Genomic DNA, 25,965 nt, shown 5'->3' with positions numbered 1-25,965 from the left:
CGGGCTTTTTCACCACCTGGTACGCAACACACTATTCCAGGTAGGTGATCGGGTTGACCGGGGCTGCATCCTTGCGGACTTCGAAGTGCAGCATCGGACGCTTGACGTTGCCGGTCATGCCTGAGGTCGCGATCGTCTGGCCGCGCTGGACCTTCTGGCCACGCTGCACCGACAGGCTGTCGGCATGGCCATAGACGGTGACCTTGCCATCGTCGTGACGGACGAGAACCGTGTTGCCGAGTTCCTTCAGGCCGTTGCCTGCATAGATGACAACACCATTCTCGGCAGCCTTGATCGGCGTGCCCTGCGGCACGGAAATCGCGATACCATCGCTGCGCTTGCCATCGATATTGGCGCCGAAATTGGCGATCACGGCACCACGGGCCGGCCAGCGATACTTGCCGATGCCGGTCATTTCAGGAGCAGCCGTTTCCGGCTTGGCAGCAGCGACTTCCGTCACCGACTTGTTGGCGGCCGGGGCCTGATATTCGGCGGGCTGACCTGCAGCCGGCACGGAGGCCGTCTTGACCGGGTCGGCGGCGGGTGCTGCCGGAGCCTGGGCAACTGCGGGAGCCGCACTGCTCTTTGCCGGGACCACAAGCGGCTGTCCGATGCGGATGTTGCCGCTGGCCAGATTGTTTGCCTTCTTCAGGTCATCGACCGAAATGCCATTGGCCTTCGCAATTCGCGCCAAGGAATCGCCCGGCTTCACGATGTAGGAGCCTGCACCGGCACCGGCGCCTGCATCCGACTTGCCGGTGGCGGCTGATGCCGATACCTGCTGCTTCTCGCGGGAATTCGGGGCATTCGGCAGAACAGCAACGTTCTGCTGCTGGTCGCCCGGCAGCACAGGCTTGCGGCCATCGGTGGGCAGGCCGGAAGCGTCAGCCGCAGCGCGGGCCGCATTCGGACCGCCGAAGGTCGGGATAATCACGAGCTGGCCTGGAGCCGCGTCGCTGACATGAGTCAGACCATTGGCTTTCAGAATTTCCTTCTGCGGCACGCCGTAGCGATCAGCGAGCGTCGCGATGGTCTCGCCGGGCCGCAAGGTCACGCGGGCAGCACCCGCCGTCGACCAACCGCCCTGACGGGGCGTCGAGCCGGTCGAGGTCGGCTCGACCAGTACCTGACCTGGATTGACGGCCGCAACCTGGCCGGCCTGAGGCGGAGGCGCAGACGGGAAAGGCTGCGCCATGGCAGCGGAACGATCGGAATTGTTGCCAGAGCCAGACGGCGCTGCCAGTTCGGCACGCTGTACGGAGGCCGGAGTGCTTGCCGCCCGGGCAGAGGCCGGCGCCTCGTATGCGGGGCTTGCCGGCATCGGCTGCGCCATGGCCTGAGACTGACCATACATTCCGCCACCACCGATATTCTCGGTGGGGATCGGCGGCTGATTGCGCTGCTGACGAGGGATGGACGCCGTGGTCAGACTGTCGGTGGAGAAGACCGAGCTGAAGCGCGAGGCGTCTGAACTACACCCGGCTGCCGTACCCGCCAGGAGGAGCGCGCCGCACAAACGAGCGACAGGCAATCCAGCTTTCGGCGATACACTTTTACGCATGACTCGACCCACATATGACACAACTTGATGTAGGTTCATTAAAGCGCGTTAGTATTACCGGTCAGTTAACCCCGTGGATTCGTTATGAACGAATTCGGCGAAGCGCATATAAATTATGCAAAGGCGGGCGTCCTTGCGCCTGCGTCCAAAGGGTTTTCAAGAGTTCCAAAAAAATATCAGTTCAGAGGTGCTGGGCAATCTTCGGCTGCAGCGGCAGGAAGGGAACCTCGAACAGATCCTCCCGTTCGAACCGGCTTCCGGTCTTGGTCAGACGGACCATGACGCAGCGCTCCTCATCCAGCATGATCGGCGCGAGCAGCATGCCGCCGGATACAAGTTGTTCAGCAAAGAACCGGGGCATCACGGGATAGGCCGCCGTACAGATGATCCGGTCGAAGGTCCCCTCGCCCGGCAACCCGTTCGAGCCGTCTACCTGACGCAGTATGACGTTGCGAATCGCAAGCTGCTCCAATCGACGCTGAGCGCTCGCAATCAGGGTCTTGTATCGCTCGATCGAGATCACTCGCTCGGCGAGCCGCCCGAGAACGGCGGTCGCGAAACCACTGCCGGTGCCGATCTCAAGCACGCGATGTCCTGGCTTCACCTGCAGCATGGAAAGCAGCCGAACGGCGAGATCAGCCCCCTCCATGAACTGCCCGCATTCGATCGGGATGGAGCGGCTGGAATAGGCGTTCTGGGCAAATTCGGGCGGAACGAAGCTTGAGCGATGCGTCTGCTCGACGGCCGTCAGCAGATCGATATCGGTGATGCCTTCAGCCCTCAGCCGCAGGACCAGAGCCGCAAAGCCCTCGCGCTCGACCAGAGCCGATCTCACACCGCATCCCCATCGACCAGTACTGCCGCAACCCTATCCTGTACCGCATAGTCGGTCATGTCGAGCTTCAGCGGCGTCACGGAAATCTTCTTCTCGCGCAGCGCATGAATGTCGGTTCCGGCTCGGAAGTTGCCCTTGCGGTCGCCGAAGCGCAGCCAGAAATAGGGAAGGCCGCGACCATCCTGGCGCTCTTCCACCGAGAGGCCGAAGTCCAGTTTGCCTTGGGAGGTCACGTCAATGCCCTGCACTTCGCCGGGCTCGCAATTCGGGAAATTCAGATTGAGGAAGGTGCCAGGCGGCAGATCGACCTTCGACAGTTTCCGGATCAGATCGGGCGCAAGCGTCTCGGCGACATGCCACGGGATCGGGGTGCCAGTCTCATAGCTGTAGGCCTGGCTCAGCGCGAAGGACCTGACACCGTGCACCGTCCCTTCGATCGCGCCAGCAACCGTGCCCGAATAGGTGACATCATCGGCCATGTTGGCGCCGGCATTGACGCCGGACAGCACGAGATCGGGCTTGCGGTCGAGCACCTTGCGGATCGCCATGATGACGCAATCGGTCGGCGTGCCCCGCAGGGCAAATTTCTGGTCTCCGAGTTCCCGCAGACGCAAGGGTTCTGACAGCGTTAGCGAGTGCGCGAGCCCGCTCTGGTCGGTCTCGGGCGCGACGACCCAGACGTCGTCGGAAAGGCTTCGGGCAATGCGCTCAAGAGAGGCAAGGCCCGGGGCGTGGATACCGTCGTCATTCGTCAGCAGGATGCGCATGGCCACTCCGGTTGCGGCGTGATCAGGCCGCCTTCTCGATTTTCTTGATGCCGCCCATATAGGGCAGCAGCACGTCCGGCACGGTGATCGAACCGTCCTCGTTCAGATAGTTCTCCATGACCGCGATCAGGCAGCGGCCGACGGCCGTGCCCGAGCCGTTCAGCGTGTGCACGAAGGTCGTGCCCTTGCCGTCCTTGTTGCGGTAGCGGGCATTCATGCGACGGCCCTGGAAATCGCCACAGACCGAGCAGGACGATATTTCGCGATAGGTGTTCTGGCCCGGCAGCCAGACCTCGAGGTCGTAGGTCTTGCGGGCGCCGAAGCCCATGTCACCGGTGCAAAGCGTCATGGTGCGGAAATGCAGGCCGAGGCGCTTCAGCACCTCTTCCGCGCAGGCCGTCATGCGCTCGTGCTCTTCCATCGAGCTTTCAGCATCGGTAATCGAGACGAGCTCGCACTTCCAGAACTGGTGCTGGCGCAGCATGCCGCGGGTGTCGCGACCGGCCGAGCCTGCTTCCGACCGGAAGGACGGGGTCAGCGCGGTAAAGCGCAGCGGCAGCTTTTCCTGGTCGAGGATTTCGCCGGCGACGAGGTTGGTCAGCGTCACCTCGGCCGTCGGGATCAACCAGCGGCCATCCGTGGTCTTGAACAGGTCCTCGGCAAACTTCGGCAGCTGGCCCGTGCCATACATGGCATCGTCACGCACCATCAACGGCGACGAGACTTCCGTGTAACCATGCTCCGACGTGTGCAGATCCAGCATGAACTGGCCAAGGGCGCGTTCAAGGCGGGCAAGCTGGCTGGTGAGCACGGTGAAACGGGCGCCAGATAGCTTGGCTGCGCGCTCGAAATCCATGTAACCGAGGTTTTCGCCGATTTCGAAGTGCTCGAAGGGCTTGTGATTCCAAGTCGGCTTCTCGCCAACGACACGGGCGACGACATTGTCGGTCTCGTCCCTGCCGACGGGCACGTCGTCATGCGGGATGTTCGGGATGCGCGACAGGGCATCGGTCAGTTCCGCCGTCAGCTGACGCTCTTCTTCTTCGGCAGCCGGCAGCGTGTCCTTCAGCGAGGCAACTTCGGCCTTCAGCTTCTCGGCGAGCTCCATGTCCTTCTGCGCCATGGCGGCGCCGATTTCCTTGGACGCTGAGTTGCGGCGCGACTGCATGTCCTGCATCGCCTGGGCGACGGCACGACGCTTCTGATCGAGCGCGATCAGCGAGGCGGACAGCGGCTCTGCACCGCGCTTGGCGAGTGCGGCATCGAGGGCCTCGGGGTTTTCACGGATCCACTTGATATCGAGCATCGTCGTTCCAGGTCTTGAGCTTCGACCGGGAACGGATTGGCCGGCGGCCAGGTCCGGCCCCATGTCTCAATGGGTTATGTTGCAGCTGCCGACGCTGTCGGCCGATCAGGCCTCGTCTGGCGAAGACGCCTTGGCAAGTGCGGCCTCTTGGTCCGACTTGGCACGGCTCTTCTCCACGAGTCGCGCTGCATAGATAGCCACCTCGTAGAGAAGGATCGTCGGCAGCGCAAGACCGATCTGGGAGAGCGGATCCGGCGGTGTCAGCACGGCTGCGACGACAAAGGCAACGACGATGAAGTACTTGCGCTTGTCGGCCAGCCACTGGCTTTCGAGAATTCCGACCCGTGCCAGAAGCGTCGTGATGACCGGCAGCTGGAACACCAGGCCAAAGGAAAAGACCAGCGTCATGATCAGGCTCAGATATTCCGAAACCTTCGGCAGCAGAGAGATCGCCACATCGCCCTCACCCGGCGCCTGCTGCATGGCGAGGAAGAACCACATGACCATGGGCGTGAAGAAGAAATAGACGAGCGAGGCGCCGAGCAGGAAGAGCAGCGGCGACGCAACCAGGAACGGCAGGAAAGCGGCACGCTCGTTTTTGTAGAGCCCGGGCGCCACGAACTTGTAGATCTGCGAGGCGATCACGGGAAAGGCGATGACCATGGCGCCAAAGGCGGCAACCTTCACCTGGGTGAAGAAGAATTCCTGCGGCGCCGTGTAGATCAGCTCGGCCTTGCTCAGGTCCATGCCGGCCCAGGCCACCGCCCACTTGTACGGTACCACCAGCATGTTGAAGAGTGGTTTGGCGAAGTAGAAGCAGACGATGAAGGCGACGAAAAAGGAGCCTAGCGCCCAGATCAGTCGGGAACGCAACTCGATCAGATGCTCGATCAGCGGCTGGGGCTTGTCGTCGATATCGCCGCTCATGCGCGGTCCTCACTCTTGGTCTTGCGTGCCCGGAGCGCCGGCTTGGCAGCCGCCTTCTCCGCGGCGACAGGCTTGGCGACCTCGGCCTTAGCTGCAGACAGTTTGGCCGGCGCCTTGGCAGCGGGTGCTGCTGGCTTCGCCGTTTTGCCTGCAGGTTTGGCCGGCACGGCAGTTTTGGCCGCAGATGCGGTCTTGCCCGCCGCCGACTTGCGGACCGCCGTTTTTTTCGCAACGACCGGCGCTGCGGCCGGGGCGGATGTCGCGGGTGCCGTTGTCGCAACCGGCGCGGGCGTGGACGGGGTGGTTGGGGTCGCAACGGCCGGCGGCGGCGTCACGGGCCTCAGTTCCTGGGGTGGTTCTCCAAGGCCGAGCGGCACATCGGGGAGGATCGAATTGTCCTCGTAGCCATCATCCAGAGGAGCCGACTTGGTGTCGAGGCGCGTGGAACGCTCCAGGTCCGACTTGATCTCCTGCCCCATCTGGCGCAGCGGATTGAGCGTCTCGCGGATCGTGTTCGCAGGGTTGAGCGAGCGGATGTCGTTGACCGAATTCTTCAGATCATCGAGCTCGGCCTCACGCAAGGCTTCGTCAAACTGGGCGCGGAATTCGCCCGCCGTCTGACGCAAGCGCTTGGTCATCTTGCCAAAGGCCCTGATCATCGGCGGCAGATCCTTCGGCCCCACCACGACGATCAGGATGACGGCGACCACCAAAAGCTCGGTCCAGCCAATATCCAGCATGCAAACGGGCTCCTGATGCCACGCAATGGCGCCTCAATCCGGGCGCCGGTCTTCCAACATTTCAACGAAGAACGGGCAGTCGAAAAACTGCCCGTCCGACCGGCTTTAACCGATCACTTTACCTCGTCGGCCTTGTGGTCGACCGTCTTCGTGGTGGTCGGCTGTGCGTTCGAGGCCGTCTGGTTCTCGTCCTCGTCGCTCATGCCCTTCTTGAAGCTCTTAATGCCCTTGGCCACGTCACCCATCAGTTCCGGGATCTTGCCGCGACCGAAGAGAAGCAGGACGATCGCCAGAACGATGATCCAGTGCCAAATGCTAAACGAACCCATGCCTGCCACTCCTTAGATTTTTGTTTCCCCGATGTAGGGGCTTTCCGGTGTCTTTTCAAACACCAAAATGTCTTTGGGCTCAACCGCAATCGTCACGTCGCGCACACCAGGCGACAAGATGTCGGCCCGGATCCGCGCGCGAACCGGCCGCTCGGTGCCAGGGACTGCGAGATCGAGCAGTTCAACGACGCCGAGGAAGCGGCGCGCGATGATACGGGCCGGAATGGCACCGCCACTGTCGCGCACGGACAGACCCGACAACCTCACGGCAACTTCGACGTCAGCGCCTTCGGCGATGTCTCCGGAATCGGCTGCTCCCAAGGGCGTGTCGACGCGACCGCCACGCACTTTCCCGGAAAACTCGTTGATCTCCGAGAAGAAGGCAGCCGCGAAAATGTCGTTGGGCCGACGATAGAGATCGTCCGAAGTGCCGACCTGAACGAGCCGGCCATTCTTCAGCAACGCAATCCTGTCTGCCATGCGCATCGCTTCTTCGGCGTCATGGGTGACGACGACGGCAGTCGCGCGGGTCTCACGAAGAATTGCAAGCGTATCTGCCCGCACGGTGTCTTTCAGCCGCGAATCGAGGCCGGAAAACGGCTCGTCCATCAAAAGCACGCTCGGCCGGGGAGCGAGCGCTCTCGCAAGTGCCACGCGCTGCTGCTCGCCGCCCGACAGGGCATGCGGGAACTTCTCGGCATAATGCGCGAGGCCGACGCGCTCCAGTGCGGCCATGGCTTCGGCCACAGCCTCTTTGCGCGGCAAGGCGGTCAGTCCGAAACGGACATTGTCGAGCACGCACATATGGGGAAAGAGCGCGAAGTCCTGAAACATCAGGCCGATCCCGCGCTTCTCTGGCGGCAGGAAGGTCTGCGGCCCGGCCACTTCGCGGTCGTTGATCAGGACGCGGCCCGCGGCCTGCGCCTCGATGCCGGCTGCGATCCTCAGCAGTGTCGTCTTGCCCGATCCGGAGGGACCGAGGAGGCAAAGCACTTCGCCGGGTTCGGCCGTCAACGAGACGCCACGGATCGTCTCCTTGCCGTGGTAACGGTGGTGAATGTCCTCGAAGGTCAGGCGCGCGGCAAAGGTCACGCCCGCCGTGCGCTGGCCGTCTCCATGCTGGATCTTCGCTGGGTTCATTCTGCCGTCCGCGCGGCTCATCCCGGATCGGCGCGGTTTCTTTAAAACCGCACGACCCGGCATCACCGGTCACCGTTGAAAAAGCTGACCCTATTCCTCTGCTTCACCGCCCGGAGTCAAGAGGCCGAGTTCTTCGAGGTCAAGCTGCGTGATCGGATCTTCCTCGTCGGTCAGATCGTCATGGGTCATGGGAAGCGGAATATTGAAGTTTGCGGGGATGCGGCCAGAGAGCAGCCCTGCCCCCTTCAACTCTTCGAGACCCGGCAGATCGCGCAGCTCTTCCAGGCCGAAATGATCGAGAAAATCGCGCGTAGTGCCAAGGGTAACAGGACGGCCCGGCGAACGACGCCGCCCGCGAAATCGCACCCAGCCCGCCTCCATCAGCACGTCAAGCGTGCCCTTGGACGTCTGCACGCCTCTGATGTCCTCGATCTCGGCACGGGTGACCGGCTGATGATAGACAATGATGGCCAAGACTTCGAGGGCGGCCCGCGAGAGCTTCTTGACCTCGGCCTCGTCGTTACGAATGGCAAAGGACAGATCTGCCGCCGTACGGAACGCCCAGTGGTCATCGACCTGAACGAGGTTTACGCCGCGCGCGGCATAGTCCTCTTTCAGCTGGTGAAGGATATCGGTTGCGGAAATGCCGCGCGGCAGGCGCTCCTCGATGAACGTCGTCGAGACCGGCTGGGCCGATGCAAAAACGAGGGCTTCTGCGATGCGCAACGCCTCGCGGCGGTCGAGTTCGGCGCGCAGGGAGGCGGCGTGACCGCTTTCCTCGGCATCCCCACCCTCTTCCGGCTCAAGGTCCTCGACATCGGCCATGGGCTTACTCCACCGCCTTGAGTGCCTCGGCCTTAGGGCCGCTGCGCATGTAGATCGGCTGGAAGGCGCCGTCCTGGCGGATTTCGAGGCGTCCCTCGCGCACCAGTTCGAGCGAGGCTGCAAAGGCGCTGGCGATCGCAGTCACCCGCTCCTCCGGGCTCGGCAGATAACGCAGCAGGAAATGGTCGAGCGCCGTCCAGTCGGAAATCTCGCCGATCATGCGGGTCAGGATACCGCGCGCATCCGAGAGCGACCAGACACGACGCTTCTCGATGGTCACCTGCGTGATCGCCTGGCGCTGGCGAAGTGAGGCATAGGCAGTCAGCAGGTCGTAGAGTGACGCCTCATAGGCACTCACTGCGCGCGAGGGCACATGCTCCGGTGCGCCGCGCGGGTGGACATCACGCCCGAGACGATTGCGGTTGATGAGGCGGTTCGCGGCCTCGCGCATCGCTTCCAGCCGCTTCAGGCGGAAGGCAAGCGTCTGGGCCATTTCCTCCCCCGAGGGTCCATCATCCTTCGGCTGCTGCGGGATCAGAAGGCGGGACTTCAGATAAGCGAGCCAGGCGGCCATCACCAGATAGTCGGCGGCAAGCTCAATGCGGATGCGCCGGGCGCTCTCGATGAAAAGCAGATACTGCTCCGCCAATGCCAGCACCGAAATGCGGGCAAGATCGACCTTCTGGTTGCGGGCGAGGAAGAGCAGGAGATCCAGCGGTCCTTCGAAGCCAGCGACATCGATCAGAAGAGCGGGGTCACTCGCGGCCCTCTCCTCGGCAGTGTCCTGCCAGAGGCTGTCCATCGGCGTCGGGACCGGCGTCTCCCCCTGGGAGGACCGGTTCAGAACCGTCGGCTGGACAGGGCCGCGCACCATCAGGCCACCGCCATGAGTCTGGCGAATTCGTCGCGCAGCGCCTGCTCGTCAGAAGCGTCCGGGCCGACGAGAGCGGCTTCGACGGCATCCGCACGTTCGCGCGCCTTGCTAGACAGCTCGGACACGGCAGCCGCGACGGCTTTCATCTCGTCCATATGGCCGTGGCAATGCAGGACAACATCAAGTGCAGCGGCGATGCGCACTGCTCGCTCGCCAATCGTGCCTTCCAGCGCATTCATTGAGATGTCGTCGGACATCAGCAGGCCCTCGAAGCCAATCGCCTTGCGCACGATCTCCTCAATGACGATGCGCGAGGTCGAGGCCGGATGATCGGGGTCGATGTCGGTATACACGACATGGCAGCTCATGCCCATCAACTCGTGCGCCAGCGCCTTGAAGGGCACGAAATCATGGGCTTCCAGTTCAGCCCGCGAGACGGTCACGACGGGGAGCTCGTGATGGCTATCGGCCATACCGCGACCGTGTCCCGGCATGTGCTTCATGACCGGCAGGACGCCACCGGCCTTCAGGCCATCGGCTGCCGCCTGTCCCATCTTCGCGACGACATAGGGGTCGTTGGAATAAGCACGATTGCCGATGACATTGCTTGCCCCCTCAATCGGCACGTCGAGAACGGGCAGGCAATCGACATTGATGCCGAGGCGATAAAGATCGAAGGCATGCAGACGCGACATCAGCCAGGCAGCGCGCAAGCCCTTCTCGGCATCCCGATCGTAAAGCGCACCGAGGTCTGCGCCGGAAGGATAACGCGGTGCGATCGGCTCGCGGATGCGCTGCACACGCCCACCTTCCTGGTCGATCAGGACCGGCACTTCTGCTCCGCCACCGACGGTCTCGCGCATCTCGGCAACCAGATCCCTGACCTGCTCGGCCTCGCCGATATTGCGACCGAAGAGGATGAAACCCCAGGGCTGTTCATCGCGATAAAAGGCCTTCTCGTCGGCGCTCAAGCGCTGGCCGAGGCAACCGAGGATCATGGCTTTGGCGGGGCGGGACTGTGCTGTCATGGAAAGACCATATCGATGGGGATGAAAAAGCCGAAGGGACCGGAAGAGAGCCTAGCCCCTCATACACAAGAAAAGAGGCGGAACACGCGGTTCCGCCTCTTCAAGATTCTAAAATCGGGTCCGACCTCAGCGCGAAACGAGGCAGCTGCCACCGGCGGCACGATACTGCTCGCAGAGCGCCACGGCTTCATCCTTGGAGCCTGCGACGATGCGGACGCGGTAGAAGGTGCCCTTGCCGGGGATGTCCGCCTGACGGATTTCCCAGGGCTTGCCTCCCAACACGTTGCCAAACTTGGAGGACAGGCTGCGGTAGCTCTTCTGCGCGTCGGCTTCGGACGGCAAGGACGCGATCTGTACGCCGAAGCTTCCAGCCGGCGCAGTCGAGGCCGGCGCAGGCGTTGCAGCGGCCGGAGATGCGGCGGCAACCTCAGCCTGAGCGGCCGGCTGCGCCGGTGCCGTCGCAGACGCGCGAAGATTGCCCTGATCCGTCACTGTGCCAACGACGTTGACCGGCTGGTCTGCAGGACGGGTCGTCGGAACCGGTGCACGCGACGTAGTCGCATCTGCGGGAGCCGATAACGTCTCGGCTGCGGCCAGTTCAGCTGGAGCGGTCGTCGCCGCAGCAGGCGCAGCCGCCGACGACGCCGACGCCGCAGCGTCCGGGTTCACAACGCGCGTGTCGACCGTTCTGACGGCATCACCGGCATTGCTATTCGGCACGCTCGGCGGCGCGAGCACCGGAGCGTCGGCTGCCGGCTGAGACGAAGGCGCGGACGCCGTCTGGACCGAAGCCGGAGCCGATTCGACCGGGACTTCCTGTGCAACCAGCGTACCGTCGGGACGAACGATCATCGTTCGCACCTTGCGCGGCGTGATCGTCGCCGGGTCTTCGGCGGCGGCCTGCGGCGGCTGGCCATCGGGGAGCAGACGCGGATCCTCGGTTTCTCCGACCGGTGTCGCCAGGGCTTCGCTTCCACCATCCATCGGCAGCGTTTCCGGGATCAGGGTACGCTGTACGACATCGATTGGCTGCTCTTGCGAGGAAATCAAGCTAGGCTGCGTGGGATCTTCGACCCCATTGCCAGCCACCCGATCATAAACGGCCTTGTCCTGGTTCGGGACGGACTTGCCGCCCGGATCGTCAGGGACGATCTTCACCGGCGACTTGTCGGCAGCGATCACCTGCGGCTCACCTCCACTCAGCGTGCCGATAGCACCGCTTCCGAGCCAGGCATAGAGGCCGCCAGCGCCTGCGAGCAACACGATCACGGCTGTGCCCGCCATCAAATAGGGCTTGATGTGACGGAACCGGAAGCCCTGCCCCTCACCTGAGATGGTGATGTGACCACGGCTTTCTGGCTCCAGAGCGCCCGAGGAGGTCATTGAGGTGCGGAAATCTTCTTCCAATGCCTTTTCGAAAGCGTCGAAATCGTCGAGTGGTGCGGCAGCTGGGCGAACACCCACTGCGGCTGCCGGTGCGACCGCTGCAGCAACACGGCTGCCTGCGGCCGGGGCCGGCTGGCGAGCTGCGGGAACCACGGGCTCTTCGAACAAGGTCGCGAGCTCCGCATCGATATCGATGTCGTAGTCCGGCTGAGTCGCTGGGGTGGGTCGTGCGTCGGCCACCGGAACGTCCGGCACGTCCATACCGCTCAAGGTTTCCAGCAAGTCGTCCTGCTCGGAGATCTCGGACGGATCGAAAGCAAAGCTGTCATCGATCGGCGTTGCAGGGCGCGCGGGCGCGCTTGACGGAGCTGGCTCGACGACGTGGTTATCCACCGCAGGACGAGCGACGGCCGCAGCGAAGGCGGAAGCCGAAACGGTTGGTGCAGCGACATAGGCAGGCACAGAAGGCGCAGCAGCGTATGACGGTGCCGCTGTCACCGCAGGTTCGACCCGAGCCGGCGCGAACGCTGGGGCAGCAGGCGCCGCCGCGAATGCAGCGGCACTGACGACAGGCGCAAGCTTCTGCGGCGCTACATCGAGCTCCGAAAGATCAAGTTCGATATCGTCAAGCTGCAGATCGAATTCCTGATCCTGGAAGGGATCGAATTCCTCCTCGGCAACCACAGGGGCAGCGCGCTGAGCGACAGGCTCTGAGGCCTGGGGCGCAACATCGACATCCTCGTCGATCGCCAGTTCGTTCAGGAAATCGAAGCTGAACTCGGCATCGTCGCGGTCCAAAGCAGCCGCCGCCGGAATCGGCGCAGACGCTGCGACCGGCTGCGCCGCACGAGGCTCGGGTTCCAAGCCAAAGTCATTGACACCAGCCGAAATAGCCGGAGCAACAACGGGCTCGATCCGCTCCACTACCGGAGCGCTTGCCGGAATAGGCTCGACCGGGCCAGAGCCCCAGTCGAAACTTGCCTTACCGAAATCGAGCGCCACCGGCTCCTGCGCGACGGAAATCGAGGGCGCGGTTGGCGCATCAAAGTCCGACAGATCAAATGCTGGGGTTTCGCGCGGCGGCTCGACCGCAAGCTGAGGCTCTGCACGACGGACCGGCTGGGCGGAAAAATTCGCAAGCGGCAGCCGCAGACGCGGCGCCTCGGCCTGAGTCGGCTGCTGAGGCGCAACCGGCTCTACCGAACGCACATCGGCATCAGCGACAGCGAATTCCAGCTCGTCGGCAAGATCAAAGGCGATCTCCGGCTCGACCCGCGCCGCGACAGGCGCATCATCGACACGACCAAGCTCCGGGGCATCTGCGACGGACAGGTCCATGTCGGAAACATAGGGATCTTCGACGTAGGAGACCGGCTCCGGGTATTCGACCGGCTCTGACTCGTAGGCGGCCTGCGGCGCAGAATAGGAAGCCATGGGCTCCGGCTCAAATCGGGGCTCCTCGCGATAGTGGGTCGCAGGGACGCTCTCGACAAGGGCTGGCGCCGGGCGTGAGACCACCGGCTCGGGAGCGGACAGCGGCGGCGCATAGGCAGCCGGCGCAGGCGAGGCTTCATAGCCCTCGAACTCGCGCATCAATTCGTCTTCGAGATTGAATTCGGCCGACCCCATGTCGGGCACCTGCGGAAGCGAGACAACCGGCTCACGCTTCAGCGGCTGATCGAACCCAACGATGCGGGCGAGTTCAGCCAACGGATCATCATCCGCGAAACCGTCGCCCTGCGATCGAATGCTGTTTGCAGCCTGCTTCTGTACCATTACCTGTTCCACTCACTCACGCGACTCAACGCCTGCCAGCGCAATGTGGGGAATTGGTGACGATACTATCGCATTTCTACCGGTGCTTCGGTGCCAGTAATGGCCAGTCCCGATTTCAACACGGAGGCGACAGCATGCACCAGCCCAAGCCTGGCGATGGTTAATTCTCTATGTTTATCGTTAACAAAGCGTAATTCGGGCGAATCCTTGCCCTTGTTCCAGTGAGTATGGAGCGAGCTTGCCAGATCATGCAGGTAAAATGCAAGTCGATGCGGCTCCTGCGACAGTGCTGCCGCCTCGATGATCCGGGGATATTCGGCAAGCTTGCCAATCAGGGCGAGTTCCGTCGGATCTTCGATCCGTCCCATTACCGCACTGGCCAGATCGAGCTGCTCGATGTCGAGGTCCGGGAAAGCCTCCCTCGCCTGGCGCAGAATCGACATGCACCGGGCATGGGCATACTGCACGTAGAAGACCGGGTTGTCCTTCGACTGCTCGGTCACCTTGGCGAAGTCGAAATCGAGCGGCTCGGAATTCTTCCGGTAGAGCATCATGAAGCGCACCGAATCACGGCCGACTTCCTCGACCACTTCCCGCAGCGTCACGAAGTCGCCCGAGCGCTTCGACATCTTCACGGGCTCGCCATCACGGTAGAGCTTGACCAACTGGCACAGCAGCACCGTCAGCTTTGACTTGCCTTCCGAGACGGCCCGGTTGACGGCCTCGAGCCGCTTCACATAACCGCCATGGTCAGCGCCGAGCACATAGATCATCTCGGAGAAGCCGCGATCGAACTTGTCCTTGAAGTAGGCGACGTCGGCCGCAAAATAGGTGTAGGAGCCGTCCGACTTCATCAGCGGACGGTCGATATCGTCACCGACTTCGGTCGAGCGGAACAGCGTCTGCTCGCGGTCTTCCCAGTCTTCCGGAAGTTGCCCCTTCGGCGGCGGCAGCGTGCCACGATAGACATGGCCCTTGAAGGTCAGGTCGTTGATCGCGGTGCGGATCTTCGCGGCATTGTTGGCATGCAGCGTGCGCTCGGAAAAGAAGATATCGTGATGCACGTTGAGCGTCGCGAGATCGTCGCGGATCATCACCATCATCGCATCGATGGCCTTTTCCTTGACGATGGCCAGCATGTCCTCTTCCGGCATGCCGTAAAGCTTGGTGCCGTATTCGTCCGCAAGCGCCTTGCCGACCGGCACCAGATAGTCGCCCGGATAGAGCCCAGCGGGGATTTCGCCGATATCCTCACCGAGCGCCTCGCGGTAGCGGAGGAAGGCCGAGCGGGCCAGCACGTCGATCTGCGCGCCGGCATCGTTGATGTAGTATTCCTTGGTCACCTCGTAGCCGGCAAAACCGAGCAGATTGGCGAGCGTATCGCCGACGACGGCGCCACGGCAGTGACCGACATGCATCGGGCCGGTCGGATTGGCCGAAACATATTCGACATTGACCTTATGGCCGGCGCCGACCGTGGAGCGGCCGAAATCGGTTCCCTGACGGATCATGGTCGCCAGCAGACGCTGCCAATAGGGGACCGAAAGACGGATATTGATGAAACCGGGGCCAGCAACGCCGACTTCTGCAATATCGGGATCCTGCTTCAGCTTCTCACCGATCAGATCGGCGAGCGCGCGCGGGTTCATGCCCATGCCCTTGGCAAGCACCATGGCAGCATTGGTCGCAGCATCGCCATGGCTCGGATCACGCGGCGGCTCGACGACGATGCGGTTGAAGTCAAGGCTGTCGCGCTTCTCGCGCACCGCCTCGATCTCGTCTAGCGCTGCTTTGATCCGGATTTCGAAATCGGCGAAAAGGTTCATGGCGTGTTCCTGCGCGCCGAAGCTCAGCCCCGGCGTTCTCTGAAGAATTTTGTCGGCTGCCTATCGCAATTCGGGAGTCCGGTCAAACAGCTCGCGATGCGTTCGCACCGCATAGGTGTCGGTCATACCGGCCAGATAGTCGCCGACATGGCGGGCCTTCTGACCATCATTTAGGCCCGAGATATGGTTCACCCAGAAGTGGCTCTTCATCAGCTTCGGGTCGTTCATATAGGCGTTGAAAAGATCGGTGACGATCTCGGCGGCCGCCGCACGAATGCGCATGATGTCGGGGTGGCGGTAGATACGGCTGAACAACAGCTTCTTGATTGCCTTGTCGGTCTCGGCCATGCGATCGGAGAAGGTGGCGATGGTCATGGGGGCCGCCCTCACCTCCTCGACACTCTGCGGCTCGACCTGTTTCAGCCGGTCCTGTGCCACGCCGATCACGTCTTCCACCATGCGGGTGATCTGCCGGCGCATGATCTCATGGGTGAAGCGGTCGGGATCGAGATGCGGATAGCGGTCGCGCACCTCCTTCATCAGACCGGCGAGAAAGGGCACATCCTCAAGCATATCGAAGGTCAAATAGCCGGAACGCAGACCATCATCGATGTCATGGGTGTTATAGGCGATGTCGTCGGCAATCGCCGCGACCTGGGCTTCGAGCCCTGCAAAGCTCGCCAGTTCCAGATCATGGATCTCGCAATAATCGAGGATCGGCTGCGGAACCGGACCGCGTGTCCCCTGCCCGTCCTTCGTCAGCAGCGGCCCGTTATGCTTCACCAGACCTTCGAGCGCTTCCCATGTCAGGTTCAGGCCGTCGAAATCGGCATAGCGCCGTTCGAGCTTGGTGACGATGCGAAGCGACTGGGCATTGTGGTCGAAGCCGCCATAGGGCTCCAGCACCTCGTGCAATGCGTCCTCGCCCGTATGACCAAAGGGCGTGTGGCCGAAGTCGTGAACGAGCGCGACCCCTTCCGCCAGGTCCTCATCGAGCTTCAGGGCGCGGGCCAAGGCGCGTGCGATCTGGGCCACCTCGATCGTATGGGTCAACCGCGTGCGGTAATGGTCGCCATCCGGGCCGATGAAGACCTGGGTCTTGTGCTTGAGGCGGCGAAAGGCGGTCGTATGGACGATGCGGTCACGGTCGCGCTGGAATTCGGAGCGGGTGAGGCTTCCCCCTTCTTCGAAGAGACGGCCACGGCTCGCCCAGGGATTGGTCGCGTAGACTGCCCGCTCTCCGGTCCCGAAACCCAATGCTGCTTGATCGATCGTCATGCCGTGCCGCTTGCTCCCCATTGACGCAACTCTTGTGCCTTCATACCTATAGCGGACAAAGCCGCAAGGCGATGCGGGTTCCGAAGGGTCTTCGGGCCGTTTCGCCGGATCAAAAGTCGCGCAATTGCGTGACATTGTGGTGATTTGCGCCGAATAGAACCGTTTTCACCGGGCCTTGAACCCGGCAGGAGGCAGAATGAGCACCGAAACCGTTACCCTTTCCGAAGCCGCAGCGAAGCGAATCGCCGCGATCGTTGCCGCTGATGCCGAGAAGTCGGCGCTTCGCGTTTCCGTCGAAGGCGGCGGCTGTTCTGGCTTTTCCTACAAGTTCGACCTGGACGGCCAGCCTGCTGGCGACGACATCGTGATCAGCCGCGACGGCGCCACCGTGCTGATCGACCCGATGTCGATCATTTACATGGCAGGCTCCGAGATCGACTTCGTCGACAATCTGCTCGGCCAGTCCTTTCAGATCAGGAACCCCAATGCGGTGGCGAGCTGCGGCTGCGGCACCAGCTTTTCCGTATGAGCATGATGAAAATAGCCAGCTGGAACATCAACGGCGTCAAGGCGCGCATCGAGAACCTGTGCCAGTGGCTGAAGGATAGCGATCCCGATATTGCCTGCCTTCAGGAAATCAAATCTGTCGATGAAGGCTTTCCGCGTGGAGAGATCGAGGCGCTCGGCTATCACGTGGAGACGCACGGCCAGAAGGGCTTTAACGGCGTCGCACTGCTCTCCAAAATCAAGCCCGACGAAGTGAACCGCGGCCTGCCGGGTGACGAGACAGACGAGCAGGCGCGTTTCATCGAAGGCGTATTTTCCGTCGATGGCGGCGTCGTGCGCGTGGCCTCGCTCTACCTGCCGAACGGCAATCCGTCCGACGACCCGGTCAAATACCCTTACAAGCTCGCCTGGATGGCCCGCCTCGAGGCCTTTGCGCGCGACCGCATGGCGCTCGAAGAACCGCTGATCCTTGCCGGTGACTACAATGTCATCCCCGAGCCGCATGATGCCAAGGACCCGAGCCAGTGGGTCACGGATGCACTCTTCCTGCCGCAGACACGGGCGGCCTTTCGCCGTCTTGAAAACCTTGGCTTCGTTGATGCCGTGCGTGCGACGAGTGACGAGACGCCGCTCTTCTCCTTCTGGGACTATCAGGCGGGCGCTTGGCAGAAGAACAATGGCATCCGCATCGACCACCTGATGCTCTCGCCCGAGGCTTCCGACCGGCTGCGTTCGACCGCGATCGAAAAACACGTGCGGGCCTGGGAAAAGCCGTCGGACCACGTGCCGGTCGTCGGTCATTTCGCCTTCTGAGACCAGGACCAATCGCAGACAGAGAAATGGGCGCCGCAGCGCCCATTTTCATATGATGTTCGGCTTGAATGGTTCAGTCGGCCTGCTCGAAAACTTCCGGAGCCAGGGCCACCGCCACGCGGCGATCCTCTTCGTTGGCCAGAGAGAAAGCCCGCTCCTGCAGATCCTGCATCCAGGGACAATCCTTCGGATTGCACCGCTCCAGCGCCGCCGTCAGGAAGGCGAGACCACGCACCGTCTGCCCCTCTTCGAAAAGCACATTGCCGAAGATCGACATGGCGCCGGCATGGCCGCTCTTGCGCGCCAGGTTCAGCCACTTCTTGGCCTGCTGGACATTCACCCTGCCGCCTTCGCCTGCGAGGATCATACGCGCCAACTGGAACTGCGCTTCCGGCACGCCGAAGGTCGATGCTACCTGGAAATAGATCTGCCGGGCCTGGGCGAGGTCCGCCTTGACGGGACTGTTCGGGATGCCCTGCCGGTAATAACGGGCGAGCGAAAGAAGGGCGTTGACGAAGAAACCAGTATCAGCAGAACCCGGCTCTACACCCTGATTGGCAATTTCCGCATAGATCTTGAAGGCTTCGAAGTCGTTTTCGACCACCCCGTCGCCGGCCGCATACATGTTGGCGAGCGCCCAGCGCGATCCGGTATGACCCTTTTCCGCTGCATAGCGATAGGCCTCGACGGCCTCTTCCTTCTGGCCTTTCTTGTAGGCATTGAAGCCGAACTTGAAGAGATCGAAGGGACCGGATTCCTTGCTCACGCCGGTATTGATGTCGAACGCGCGGGCGGACGGGCTCGACGACAGCAGAAGAGCCGCCGTCAGAAGCATTGCCGAAGTCTTCCAGTCACCGAGACGCATGGGTCCGCACAATTTCCAAGTCATCATGGACATCAGAAGCCTCGCCCCGCTTGTGCGGCGAGTTCGCCTGCGCCCGATTTGAAGAATACATCCGACCGATGAATAGACGGTTCATGACCGGTTGCCCGATCGGAGCTTCCGTCACCGCTCTTTTGTGTTTTCGTCTGCATGGAGAAGAGACTAGACCCGATTTCCGGCAAGACCGGGGCGATCGATCGCGCCCCATCCAATTTCCCTTCGAGACAGTCTGGCCGCTCCCCAAAAACGACCGAAGTCATTGCTATCAGCACCGATTTTTCGCCCCAGAGGCTCATGTGAAACTCTTAACACCACCCACTTGAAACAGCCCCCGCCGTTTCTTGAAACACCGGTGCTCTTTGTTTGTGGCGGGAAATGGACAAATTTACCCGTTGCGCGGTCCGGCGGGAAGGATAGACGCGATGTTGCAGAATCATCACATTCCGGAAAGCTGAAAAACCGCAGCACGGCCCCAAACGAAAGAAGCCCGGACAAGCCGGGCTTCGATCGATTTGATTTCGCAGAGATCAGAAGCGAACCTTGAGCGACGTCGAGACGGCGGCTGCGAGGTCGGTGCCGAAGTCATAGGAGACGTCGCTGCCATAGGTTTCACCACCAGTGGTGATCTGGCCCGAACTACCCGACGTCAGCAGGCTGACGGCACCTGCGAGACGGAACTCAACATTTTCCGACGGCGTGTAGGACACACCAGTACCGAAGATCCATGTGTCGCTCTGAGCACCGAAGCCCTGAGAAGTGCCACGATCCCAAGTCACGGAACCTGCAACGCTCCACTGGTCATTAAGCTTGTGACCGATGCCGCCACTGACCGTCCAGCCGTCACGATAGGCCAGGTCAAGCGAAGTGCGCTCCGCATTCGTTGTCGAATTGAAGAAGCGGATACGCTGCAGCTGGCTCCAATCGGTCCACTTCACCGAGCCGAAGGCCAGCCAGTCAGGCGCGATACCCGACTGAAGCTTCATTTCGATGGAGTCTGGCATGGCCGCCGATCCATAGACGTTTTCGATCGATGTAGCACCTACCTGACGCAAGTCCAGTGTGCCTGTAATGTCATCCAACTTGACCTGGCTGTTGTACACAAGGCTGGCCCGAAGTGCGTACTCTGGGATCTCGTAAGCTGCGCCAATGCGCCAGCCGTATCCATCGCCTTCAAGATCTAGGCGACCGATACCCGTTCTGCCTCCTGGCAAGAGGGCTGGGTTTACGACAATGCGTTCTTTGAAGCCATCAACTTCCTGATAGAACGCACCACCAATGATACGCATTTGACCCGGCCCCACGTCAAACTTGTACGAGCACGTCAGCGCATAGTTGTGGCTGTTAACCTTCGTCTCAACGTTTTGGTTGGCGCCGGCCCAGTTCGTGCCAGGCTTTGTGTGCGCGCCCCATGGCTGCGAATAATCAGCCATGCAGGCTACGCCTTCCGTCACACCCGCCTTGAAGCCAATACGCGGCACGAAGTAGCTCTCGGTCTCTCCAACGGAATTTGACCTGCTATTCAGGTCCCCACCGCCGTTTGGAGAGGTCGGCCCCGTAGGATTTGAAGTATCCGTATCCCGCACATTCTTGAGCGTGCGATCCGGCGCAACATAGGTCACGCCGCTCTCGAACACATACTGGCCCGGATCGAACAGAAGGTCGATGTTGTAACCGCCACGTTCAAGACCGCCTGCCTGCGCGCCTCCCACGAATGCGCATGCTGCGATCAGGCCGAGGGCCGTTGTCTTCATCAAATGGTTCGCCATATCTCTCCCCAATTCAGGCAAAACTGTGATTTGGCATACTAGACATGTGCGACAGGATGGCAATCCGGTGATCGGCATCACAGGAATGTTCCCTTGCAGAAATTTTTACGTAACGTTCCTTACGCGCACGTCAAAATGCCGCAGCCGTGGACAAATAATCTCAAATATTGCCATAGATTCTGGTTTTTGAGAAAACGATTTTACGGATGTCGCCCTGCGTTGCATGCACGCCACAGTTTTGCCGATCATCGATTTGGGCGAAATTTATGCATTTCGCATCGCGGCTGCAGGCAAATCGAGCATTAGCAACAAGATAACGGTCAGAATCGATATGGAAGATAGCAAAGCAATTGTCTGCTCATGGTGCGACGCAAAAAGAAAAGGCCGGATGTGAAATCCGGCCTTTAGAATTTCATTCCTGAGACTAAGGCAGATCAACCTGCCTCGATAACTCTCGAAAGCGCAGTCAATAGGCTCGCTTTTTGCACTTCAAGCTCCTGCTGGCGCTCGCGTTCCGCTGCGACCACCTCCGGATTGGCATTGGCGACGAATTTCTCGTTGCTAAGCTTGCCGGCGATGCGGCCCAGTTCCTGGTCCACCTTGGCGATCGCCTTTTCGATACGGGCCTTCTCGGCCGAGAGATCGATCAGGGCACCCAGCGGCAGGCAGGCGGTCGCCTCGCCGACAATGATCTGGGCGGCGCCCTTCGGTGCGATATCGGCAACGGTAATCGCCTCGACTCGGGCGAGACGCTTGATCGCCGCATCATGACGGATCAACCGCTCCTGGGTCACGCCATTGGCACCCACCACGACGAGCGGGGCTGTCGCGCCCGGCGGCACGTTCATTTCCGAACGGGCAGAGCGGATACCGGTGACGAGATCGATCAGCCAGTTGATGTCAGCTGCCGAATTCTCATCGGAGAATTCTGGCGTCGGCCAGTCGGCGTGGCAGAGTAGCGTATCACGGGACACACCCTCGCCTGCCGTATGGGCCCAGAGCTCTTCCGTCATGAAGGGCATGAAGGGGTGCAGCAGCTTGTAAATCTGCTCGAGCACATAGGCCGCGCAGGCCTGCGCTTCCTTCTTCGCCTGTTCGTCCTCGCCCATGAAGACGGGCTTGAGCAATTCCAGATACCAGTCACAGAACTGGTTCCAGACGAAACGATAGAGGCTGCCCGCGGCATCGTTGAAACGATAATTCTCGATCGCCTCGGTTACCTCGGCTTCCGTGCGGGCAAGCTCGGTGAGGATCCAGCGGTTGATGGCGAGCGACGTCGTCTCCGGCAGGAAGGACGGATCGGCCTTCACGCCGTTCATCTCGGCAAAGCGCGTGGCGTTCCACAGCTTGGTGCCGAAGTTGCGGTAGCCGGCGATGCGGGCAGGATCCAGCTTCACGTCGCGGCCCTGGGCTGCCATGATTGCCAGCGTGAAGCGCAGCGCGTCGGCACCGTATTCGTCGATCAGTTCCAGCGGGTCGATGACGTTGCCCTTGGACTTTGACATCTTCTGGCCGTTCTTGTCGCGAACCAGCGCATGTACATAGACCGTGTGGAAGGGCTCGACCGGCTTGCCGTCCTCGTCCTTCATGAAGTGCAGGCCCATCATCATCATCCGGGCGACCCAGAAGAAGATGATGTCGAAGCCGGTGACCAGAACGTCGGTCTGGTAATACTTCGCCAGTTCCGGCGTCTCGTCCGGCCAGCCGAGCGTCGAGAAGGGCCAGAGCGCCGACGAGAACCAGGTGTCGAGAACGTCCTCGTCGCGGGTCAGGATCTCGCCGGGCTGGAAATTCTCGAGCTTCTCTTCGACCCAGGCCTTCCAGGGGCCTTCATGGGCGATGTAGTGCTGGATCGCCGAATGCAGCGCCTCTTCCTCGGTCTTCTCAACGAAGACCTGGCCGTCAGGGCCATACCAGGCCGGGATCTGGTGACCCCACCAGAGCTGACGCGAGATGCACCACGGCTCGATGTTTTCCATCCACTCGAAGTAGGTCTTTTCCCAGTTCTTCGGAACGAAGTTGGTGCGACCTTCGCGCACGGAGGCAATCGCCGGCTCGGCCAGCGTCTTGGCATCGGCAAACCACTGGTCGGTCAGCATCGGCTCGATGACGACGCCAGAGCGGTCACCGAAGGGCTGCATGATCTTCTTGTTCTCGACGAAGGGCACGTCGTTGCCTTCAGCGTCCTTGACGGTGACCGCGAGGCCTTCCGCATTGATCGCATCGACGATGCGCTTGCGGGCCTCGTAGCGGTCGAGGCCGCGATACTCGTCCGGCACCAGATTGATGTCGTCGACCTCAGCCTCGTTCGGCAGATGGCCGGTCTTGGCGATCTCCAGCGCGCGCGCTGCGTAAACGGCATAATCCTCGCCGTCGTCGCGCATCTTCGCCTGGGTGTCCATCAGGCGATAGAGCGGGATCTTGTTGCGGCGCGCGACCTGATAGTCGTTGAAGTCGTGGGCACCGGTGATCTTGACGGCGCCGGAGCCGAATTTCGGATCCGGATATTCGTCGGTGATGATCGGGATCAGGCGGCGATGCTCCTTCGGCCCGACCGGGATCTCGCAAAGTTTTCCAACGATTGCGGCGTAACGCTCATCCGACGGATGAACAGCGACGGCGCCATCGCCGAGCATGGTCTCAGGCCGCGTCGTCGCGATCGAGATGTAGTTGCGCTCCTCCTGGAAGGTGACGTTGCCGTCTTCATCCTTCTCGACATAGGTATAGGTTTCCCCACCCGCGAGCGGATATTTGAAGTGCCACATATGGCCTTCAACTTCCTTGTTTTCGACCTCGAGGTCGGAAATCGCGGTCTCGAACTTCGGATCCCAGTTGACCAGTCGCTTGCCGCGATAGATCAGGCCTTCCTTGTAGAGCGTGACGAAGACTTCAAGAACGGCGGCCGACAGGCCCTCGTCCATGGTGAAGCGTTCGCGCGACCAGTCACAGGAGGCGCCGAGACGCTTCAACTGGTTGAAGATCAATCCGCCCGATTCTTCCTTCCACTCCCAAACCTTTTCGATGAAGGCTTCGCGGCCCATGTCGCGGCGCGAAAGGTTCTGGCCGTTTTCGGCCAACTTTCGCTCGACGACCATCTGGGTCGCAATGCCGGCGTGGTCCATGCCTGGCTGCCACAGCACATCCTTGCCGCGCATGCGCTCGAAGCGGACCATGATGTCCTGCAGCGTGTTGTTCAGCGCATGGCCCATGTGCAACGAGCCGGTGACGTTCGGCGGCGGGATCACGATGGTGAAGGTGTCCTCGCCCGGCTTCGCGTTGGCGCCGGCGCGAAACGCATCGGCGTCTTCCCAGGCTTTCGCGATCTTCGGTTCGACGGCGGCTGAATCATAGGTCTTTTCGAGCATTTTCCGACCGGATTTTCGAGTTCTGGATGTGGCTTGGTAAATAGGACTGACAAAACCAAGTCAATAAAAAAGGCCGCTCTTGCGAGCGGCCCATGATCCCCAAAGGGAGTTCGGTCAGCGTCGCGGACCGCGGGCGACGCGTTCGATTTCTTCGCGCACGAGGCGTTCCACCAGCGTCGGCAGATTGTCGTCGAGCCAGTCTTTCAGCATCGGACGCAGCATTTCTTCGGCGACCTCGTCGAGCGAACGGCGCTCGCTGCCGTCAAAGGCGGCGGCAAGTTCGGAGAAGGAACGCGAAACCTGCTCGACGGTTGCGGCGGAAACAAGGGCGGTCAGATCCCGTCCCTCGTTTTCTGTGTTCTGATGCATATCGTCGGAAGCCGCAGATACCTGCATGTCCACCTCGAACGACGGCCCTGCCTGCTCCATATCGGGTTCCAGGAAGGCCGGCTCCCTGCGCTCAGCGCGAACCTCAACATGGGCCATGCGCGCGATCGGCGACGGTTCTGCGGGGCGCTCGGCTTCCTGTTCGGCACGCTTGACTGGTGCCTGAGCCGGTTCGGCGGCGATCGTTGGGCGCAGCTGCTGGTCGCGCATCTCCGAGAGACGTGTCGACATGACAGGCGCCGGCGCCCTGTGCTGCGCATCAGCCGCCGAAAACTCACTGTCGCGACGTGGCTGTGAGACCGTCACATGGGCAGTCGTGTTGGACAATTGCGGCGCGCTCGGACGCTCCGTGCGCTCGGAGGCCGATCGCACACGGGCCGCGAGATCGGCGAGCGACACGCTCTTGGGCGCTTCCGGAGCCTGATCGAGGACCGGCTCGCGACGCGGCTCGACTTCGGCGCGCTCCATGTCCCGCTGCGGAAACAGGGGGAAAGCGGAACCGGCATCGTTGGCCGGGACGAATTCGCCGCCGTCATAGCCCATGTCCTCGTCGCTTTCGCCCTGATCGTCGGTCAGCGACGCTGCATCCTGCGTCAGGCTTCCACCGTTCACGGGATCATTGCTCTCGATGATCCGGCGGATGGATGCCAGGATCTCTTCCATGGACGGTTCACGCGCTACGCTTGGCTGAGCCATACTAATCCCCGTTGTCCTCAGAAATTCTCGGTCGGGACACAAGCACCCACACCGATTCGCGCTCACCCTAGGATACGCGCCTCTCGAAAAAAATCACGTGCGCTGAATGAATTGCCGTGATGCACAGCTTTGTTGCGCACCAACGAAAAGGCCCGCACGTGGCGGGCCTTGCATGGTCTCTGTAAACGTTGCGCCTCAGAACACGAATTCGGCGGCCTTCCGGAAACCGGGCAGCGGCTTCACGGCGGCATTGAAATACTCGGTGTGGGAGGTGATACCGCCGTTCTTGACATAGAGGCGGGCGCGGGCCGCATTGCCATAACCGACGACGGCGACAAGACGACCACCCTCGCGCAGCTGCGCCAGCAGGGTTTCCGACAGCTCCTCGACGGCACCGTTGACGAAGATGACGTCATAGGGTGCTTCGGCGGCATAACCGTCTTCCAGCTTGGCGGAGACGACGGCGACATTGTCATAACCGAGTTCGGAGAGCGTTTCGGTCGACCGGGCCACAAGCGCCTCGTCACTCTCGGTCGCCACGACAGACCCAGCCAGCAGCGACAGAAGGGCTGCGGCATAACCGGCGCCACAGCCGATCTCGAGCACCAGGTCATCCTTGGTGATGGCGGCCAGCTGCAGAAGCTTGGCGAGCGGCGACGGCTCCATGATGTAACGGGCCGGATTGCCATTGGCGGCGGGCGCCACCTGCATGTCCTCGTCGATATAGGCGAGCGGCTTCAGCTCGGCCGGAACGAAGGCTTCGCGCGGCACCGAAAGAAAGGCGGTCAGCACGGAATGGGACGTGACGTCCGTCGTCCTGATCTGGTTGTCCACCATCTTGGTGCGTGCTGCTACGTAATCCATCATTTCATTCGCGCCCCGTGTCGACCGGCCATAGCGGCTTATTCCACCCGTGTCTTTAATTGCAGGGCGAGGCGCTTTCAAGCCGG

General features: G+C 61.7%; 22 protein-coding genes. 2 read left to right on the top strand and 20 right to left on the bottom strand.

The features are described from left to right. Nucleotides 1-31: 31 nt before the first annotated feature. From ACQKP1_RS09120 to ACQKP1_RS09055, 14 genes are all read right to left on the bottom strand, one after another. Entirely contained in the window at nucleotides 32-1,561 is a 1,530-nt protein-coding gene (locus ACQKP1_RS09120; RefSeq protein ID WP_427274998.1) for a peptidoglycan DD-metalloendopeptidase family protein, read from the bottom strand. 181 nt (nucleotides 1,562-1,742) lie between these two features. After that, nucleotides 1,743-2,396, bottom strand: coding sequence for a protein-L-isoaspartate(D-aspartate) O-methyltransferase (locus ACQKP1_RS09115; RefSeq protein WP_203015614.1), 654 nt, complete (start codon nucleotides 2,394-2,396; stop codon nucleotides 1,743-1,745). Continuing rightward, on the bottom strand, nucleotides 2,393-3,163 hold the full coding sequence (gene surE, locus ACQKP1_RS09110) for a 5'/3'-nucleotidase SurE (protein ID WP_427274997.1): 771 nt from the start codon (nucleotides 3,161-3,163) through the stop codon (nucleotides 2,393-2,395). The genes ACQKP1_RS09115 and surE overlap by 4 nt, the downstream gene beginning before the upstream one ends. 22 nt (nucleotides 3,164-3,185) lie before the next feature. Continuing rightward, a complete protein-coding gene (gene serS, locus ACQKP1_RS09105) occupies nucleotides 3,186-4,469 on the bottom strand; it encodes a serine--tRNA ligase (protein WP_427274996.1) in 1,284 nt (427 codons plus the stop codon). A gap of 105 nt (nucleotides 4,470-4,574) precedes the next feature. Next, entirely contained in the window at nucleotides 4,575-5,396 is an 822-nt protein-coding gene (tatC, locus tag ACQKP1_RS09100; RefSeq protein WP_006728577.1) for a twin-arginine translocase subunit TatC, read from the bottom strand. Beyond that, the gene (tatB, locus tag ACQKP1_RS09095; RefSeq protein ID WP_203015611.1) at nucleotides 5,393-6,136 is read right to left on the bottom strand and encodes a Sec-independent protein translocase protein TatB; all 744 of its coding nucleotides are present in this window, start codon (nucleotides 6,134-6,136) and stop codon (nucleotides 5,393-5,395) included. Before tatB ends, tatC begins: the two co-directional genes overlap by 4 nt. Before the next feature lie 113 nt (nucleotides 6,137-6,249). Further along, nucleotides 6,250-6,465, bottom strand: coding sequence for a twin-arginine translocase TatA/TatE family subunit (locus ACQKP1_RS09090; RefSeq protein WP_006728579.1), 216 nt, complete (start codon nucleotides 6,463-6,465; stop codon nucleotides 6,250-6,252). Between the two features lie 12 nt (nucleotides 6,466-6,477). Then, a complete protein-coding gene (locus tag ACQKP1_RS09085; protein WP_427274995.1) occupies nucleotides 6,478-7,605 on the bottom strand; it encodes an ABC transporter ATP-binding protein in 1,128 nt (375 codons plus the stop codon). Nucleotides 7,606-7,695: 90 nt separating this feature from the next. Next, nucleotides 7,696-8,430 carry an SMC-Scp complex subunit ScpB gene (scpB, locus tag ACQKP1_RS09080; protein ID WP_427274994.1) on the bottom strand — a complete coding sequence of 245 codons (735 nt, stop codon included), beginning with the start codon at nucleotides 8,428-8,430 and terminating at the stop codon, nucleotides 7,696-7,698. A gap of 4 nt (nucleotides 8,431-8,434) precedes the next feature. Continuing rightward, the gene (locus tag ACQKP1_RS09075; protein WP_203019995.1) at nucleotides 8,435-9,232 is read right to left on the bottom strand and encodes a segregation and condensation protein A; all 798 of its coding nucleotides are present in this window, start codon (nucleotides 9,230-9,232) and stop codon (nucleotides 8,435-8,437) included. Nucleotides 9,233-9,303: 71 nt separating this feature from the next. Continuing rightward, a complete protein-coding gene (gene nagZ / locus ACQKP1_RS09070; protein WP_427274993.1) occupies nucleotides 9,304-10,332 on the bottom strand; it encodes a beta-N-acetylhexosaminidase in 1,029 nt (342 codons plus the stop codon). Nucleotides 10,333-10,458: 126 nt separating this feature from the next. Next, nucleotides 10,459-13,494, bottom strand: coding sequence for an SPOR domain-containing protein (locus ACQKP1_RS09065; protein ID WP_427274992.1), 3,036 nt, complete (start codon nucleotides 13,492-13,494; stop codon nucleotides 10,459-10,461). 65 nt (nucleotides 13,495-13,559) lie between these two features. Then, entirely contained in the window at nucleotides 13,560-15,320 is a 1,761-nt protein-coding gene (gene argS, locus ACQKP1_RS09060) for an arginine--tRNA ligase (RefSeq protein WP_427274991.1), read from the bottom strand. Nucleotides 15,321-15,380: 60 nt separating this feature from the next. After that, complete coding sequence (locus ACQKP1_RS09055; RefSeq protein WP_427274990.1) at nucleotides 15,381-16,598, bottom strand: deoxyguanosinetriphosphate triphosphohydrolase; 1,218 nt, start codon at nucleotides 16,596-16,598, stop codon at nucleotides 15,381-15,383. 196 nt (nucleotides 16,599-16,794) lie between these two features. Here ACQKP1_RS09055 and erpA point away from each other — a divergent pair, with 196 nt between their 5' ends. Both erpA and xth read left to right on the top strand, forming a co-directional pair. Next, nucleotides 16,795-17,127, top strand: a complete 333-nt coding sequence (erpA, locus tag ACQKP1_RS09050) for an iron-sulfur cluster insertion protein ErpA (protein WP_427274989.1) — start codon at nucleotides 16,795-16,797, stop codon at nucleotides 17,125-17,127. Nucleotides 17,128-17,132: 5 nt separating this feature from the next. After that, the gene (xth, locus tag ACQKP1_RS09045; RefSeq protein WP_427276428.1) at nucleotides 17,133-17,918 is read left to right on the top strand and encodes an exodeoxyribonuclease III; all 786 of its coding nucleotides are present in this window, start codon (nucleotides 17,133-17,135) and stop codon (nucleotides 17,916-17,918) included. Between the two features lie 73 nt (nucleotides 17,919-17,991). Here xth and exoR read toward each other — a convergent pair whose 3' ends face one another. The 6 genes from exoR to ACQKP1_RS09015 form a co-directional block, all read right to left on the bottom strand. Beyond that, nucleotides 17,992-18,753 carry an exopolysaccharide production regulator ExoR gene (gene exoR, locus ACQKP1_RS09040; RefSeq protein ID WP_006728589.1) on the bottom strand — a complete coding sequence of 254 codons (762 nt, stop codon included), beginning with the start codon at nucleotides 18,751-18,753 and terminating at the stop codon, nucleotides 17,992-17,994. Between the two features lie 62 nt (nucleotides 18,754-18,815). Continuing rightward, on the bottom strand, nucleotides 18,816-19,097 hold the full coding sequence (locus ACQKP1_RS09035; RefSeq protein WP_427274988.1) for a hypothetical protein: 282 nt from the start codon (nucleotides 19,095-19,097) through the stop codon (nucleotides 18,816-18,818). Nucleotides 19,098-19,328: 231 nt separating this feature from the next. Further along, nucleotides 19,329-20,567, bottom strand: coding sequence for an OmpP1/FadL family transporter (locus ACQKP1_RS09030; protein WP_427274987.1), 1,239 nt, complete (start codon nucleotides 20,565-20,567; stop codon nucleotides 19,329-19,331). A gap of 434 nt (nucleotides 20,568-21,001) precedes the next feature. Beyond that, nucleotides 21,002-23,932, bottom strand: coding sequence for a valine--tRNA ligase (locus tag ACQKP1_RS09025; protein WP_427274986.1), 2,931 nt, complete (start codon nucleotides 23,930-23,932; stop codon nucleotides 21,002-21,004). A gap of 114 nt (nucleotides 23,933-24,046) precedes the next feature. Continuing rightward, on the bottom strand, nucleotides 24,047-25,015 hold the full coding sequence (locus ACQKP1_RS09020; RefSeq protein ID WP_427274985.1) for a DUF2497 domain-containing protein: 969 nt from the start codon (nucleotides 25,013-25,015) through the stop codon (nucleotides 24,047-24,049). 195 nt (nucleotides 25,016-25,210) lie between these two features. Continuing rightward, entirely contained in the window at nucleotides 25,211-25,879 is a 669-nt protein-coding gene (locus ACQKP1_RS09015; RefSeq protein WP_427276427.1) for a protein-L-isoaspartate O-methyltransferase family protein, read from the bottom strand. Nucleotides 25,880-25,965 lie beyond the last annotated feature (86 nt).

It is taken from the genome of Allorhizobium sp. NPDC080224 (genome assembly GCF_050281005.1).
Taxonomy (GTDB): Bacteria; Pseudomonadota; Alphaproteobacteria; order Rhizobiales; family Rhizobiaceae; genus Allorhizobium.
The sequence above is the reverse complement of the archived record's forward strand: the minus strand, read 5'-3'. Positions and strand labels throughout refer to the sequence as shown.